This window comes from Clostridia bacterium (assembly GCA_036562685.1).
Classification (GTDB): Bacteria; Bacillota; Clostridia; order Christensenellales; family DUVY01; genus DUVY01.
Genome location: DATCJR010000108.1, coordinates 1 through 2,997, shown reverse-complemented (window position 1 = coordinate 2,997; position 2,997 = coordinate 1). Strand labels below are relative to the sequence as shown.

At 36.9% G+C, this 2,997-nt stretch carries 5 protein-coding genes; all 5 read left to right on the top strand.

All coding sequences use genetic code 11. The annotated features are described in order from the left end of the window. A partial coding sequence (locus VIL26_05065; protein ID HEY8390302.1) for a cell division topological specificity factor MinE occupies nucleotides 1-287 on the top strand: 287 nt, incomplete at its 5' end. 97 nt (nucleotides 288-384) lie between these two features. Continuing rightward, nucleotides 385-882 carry a 5-(carboxyamino)imidazole ribonucleotide mutase gene (gene purE / locus VIL26_05060; GenBank protein ID HEY8390301.1) on the top strand — a complete coding sequence of 166 codons (498 nt, stop codon included), beginning with the start codon at nucleotides 385-387 and terminating at the stop codon, nucleotides 880-882. 41 nt (nucleotides 883-923) lie between these two features. After that, on the top strand, nucleotides 924-1,628 hold the full coding sequence (purC, locus tag VIL26_05055; protein HEY8390300.1) for a phosphoribosylaminoimidazolesuccinocarboxamide synthase: 705 nt from the start codon (nucleotides 924-926) through the stop codon (nucleotides 1,626-1,628). An 18-nt stretch (nucleotides 1,629-1,646) separates the two neighbouring features. After that, on the top strand, nucleotides 1,647-2,666 hold the full coding sequence (gene purM / locus VIL26_05050) for a phosphoribosylformylglycinamidine cyclo-ligase (GenBank protein ID HEY8390299.1): 1,020 nt from the start codon (nucleotides 1,647-1,649) through the stop codon (nucleotides 2,664-2,666). After that, on the top strand, nucleotides 2,663-2,997 hold a 335-nt coding region (locus VIL26_05045), incomplete at its 3' end, for a formyltransferase family protein (GenBank protein HEY8390298.1). The genes purM and VIL26_05045, both read left to right, overlap by 4 nt.

Genomic DNA, 2,997 nt, shown 5'->3' with positions numbered 1-2,997 from the left:
ATAGGAAAAATAAGGCGAAATCTAAAAAGGATGGTTTAAAGATGATGAGCAAACAAAAAAAAGAATTGGCTGTTCAAAGGCTCAAAAGAGTATTGACCGTGGATAAAGTAAATCCTTCATCTGTGCGGTTAGGCGAGGTTTTGAAAAGCGATTTGATTTTGCTTTTTAATAATTATATGGATATAAACAATTTGACAGTTGATATAGATTTTGACCAAAACGGAGTGTGTTATGTTGCGGTCAATGCATCTTCAAAAAAACTCAAAAACTTTAGCGCCTTGTTATAAAAATTAATAGTAATAGCCTTGTATGGTTTGACTATATTTTAACAGTTTGATATTATATAGCTGTAACATCAAAAACTATTGGAATTGAGGTTAGGATATGCCCAAGGTAGCTATTTTGATGGGAAGCAAATCAGATTTTTCTATTGTTCAACCTGCTGTTGAATCCCTCAAACATTTCAAAATTGATTACGAAGTTCGTATCATCTCAGCTCACAGAACTCCCGATATTGCAAAAGAATTTTCACAATCTGCAATAGATAACGGCTTTGAAGCTATTATTTGTGCTGCAGGTAAAGCGGCGCATCTAGCTGGTGTTGTTGCTGCATATACAACATTGCCCGTAATAGCAATACCTATTTTGTCCTCGACATTTTCAGGACTTGACAGCTTGTTATCGACAGTGCAGATGCCTTCGGGTGTTCCTGTTGCGACGGTTGCGGTTAACGGAGCCGAAAACGCCGCAATTTTGGCGGCTCAAATTTTGGGTATAAAATATCCTCATATACAGAAGATGCTATCGACATTCAAAGAAGAGATGAAGCAAAAAGTCGTTAACGACGACATTTTGTTAAACCAAGAACTAAAAAATAATTGACCCTAAAATTGTAGGGTCGTTTTTTATTTAAAGGAGAAATTATGAAACTTGAAATGATTTACGAGGGTAAAGCAAAGAAGGTTTTTAGTACAGACAATCCCGACATTGTATTAGTCGATTACAAAGACGATGCCACAGCATTTAACGGAATAAAAAAAGGCACGATAATAGGCAAGGGCGTCGTAAACAATAAGGTAAGCAATCATTTGTTCAAATTATTGGAATCAAAAGGTATCCCTACACATTACGAACAAGAAATTTCCGACAGAGAAACACTGGTAAAAAAAGTACAGATTGTTCCTGTTGAAGTTATAGTAAGAAATATAGCCGCAGGCTCACTTTCCAAAAGACTTGGAATTCCCGAAGGAACAAAGCTGAATTCTACCGTTTTAGAATATTGCTACAAAAATGACGAGCTTGGCGATCCAATGATTAATGATTATCATATAAAGGCTATGAGCTTAGCGACAGATGAAGAACTCAAAACGATAGCAGAATATTCTTTTAAGATTAACGATATTTTGACTCAATATCTAAAAACTATGAACATTGAACTTATTGATTTTAAGCTTGAATTTGGAAGATTTAATGGCAAGATTATATTGGCTGATGAGATTTCACCCGATACCTGTCGTTTTTGGGATTCAAGAACAGGCGAAAAGCTGGATAAAGACAGATTTAGAAGGGATTTGGGACATGTAGAAGAAGCATATCAGGAAATTTTGCATCGCCTTATGGGTGCATAAAAGTTTGTAGGAGTTAAGATGTCAATTACATATAAAGATGCAGGTGTTGATGTAACACGCGGATATAAAGCAGTTGAGTTGATGAAAAAACACACCAAAACAACATACAACCAAAATGTTTTGGGAGACTTGGGCAGTTTTGGCGGTATGTATTCGCTAGCTTCAGAAGATTTGACCGATCCTGTTTTGGTGAGCGGAACAGACGGAGTGGGTACCAAGCTAAAATATGCGTTTTTGCTTGATAAACACGATACCATTGGAATCGATTGCGTAGCAATGTGCGTAAACGATATCGTATGCCAAGGCGCAAAGCCTCTTATATTTTTGGACTATCTTGCATGCGGAAGACTAAAACCTGAAGTTGCCGCCGAAATTGTAGGCGGTATTGCAGAAGGCTGCAGGCAATCAGGCTGTGCTTTGATAGGCGGAGAAACAGCAGAGATGCCCGGATTTTATCAAGAGGGCGAGTATGACCTTGCTGGATTTTGCACAGGTCTGGTTAACCGCAATCAATTAATAACTGGACAAGACATAGTCGAAGGCGATGTTTTGATCGGATTTAGTTCTAGCGGAATCCACAGCAACGGTTATTCTTTGGTGCGAAAATTATTAGGCGAAGATAAAGAAGCGTTAGAAAAAGTATATCCCGAACTTAATGCGACACTCGGCGAAGTATTGTTAACCCCTACACGCATTTATGTTAAGACAATTTTAGAATTAATCAAACATTACCATATAAAAGGCATCGCTCATATAACTGGCGGCGGTTTTATAGAAAATATTCCAAGAATTTTTCCTGAAAATATAGGTGCCGAGATTGATATAAATTCTTTTGAGATACCGCCTATTTTCAAGCTTTTATGGGAAAAAAGCGGAATGAAAAAAGAAGAGATCTTTAATACCTTTAATATGGGTATAGGTATGGTGCTTTGCGTGTCAAAAGATATTGCAAATGAAGTTGTAGACTGTGCCCAAAAGCTGGGAGAGACAGCTTATATTATAGGTCATACCATAAAAGGTCAGGGAATAAGATTATGAAAAAACGCTTGTGCGTGTTTGCTTCGGGCAACGGTACCAATATGCAAGCGATTTTGGACGATATAGACCAAGGCAAGATTAACGGTGAAGTCGTCTTGTTAATCACTTCGGCAAAAAACACAGGCGCAAGTATTAGGGCAAAATCAAGAAATATACCTGTCGTCGAATTGTTGTTAAAAGATTTCAATAATGCTGTTGAACGTGATAAAAAAATTATAGAGGTTTTAGATGAATATCACATTGATTATATAATTTTGGCAGGGTATCTAGGAATTTTGACCAAAGAAATCATATCAAAATATCCTAACAAAATTATTAATATTCATCCTTC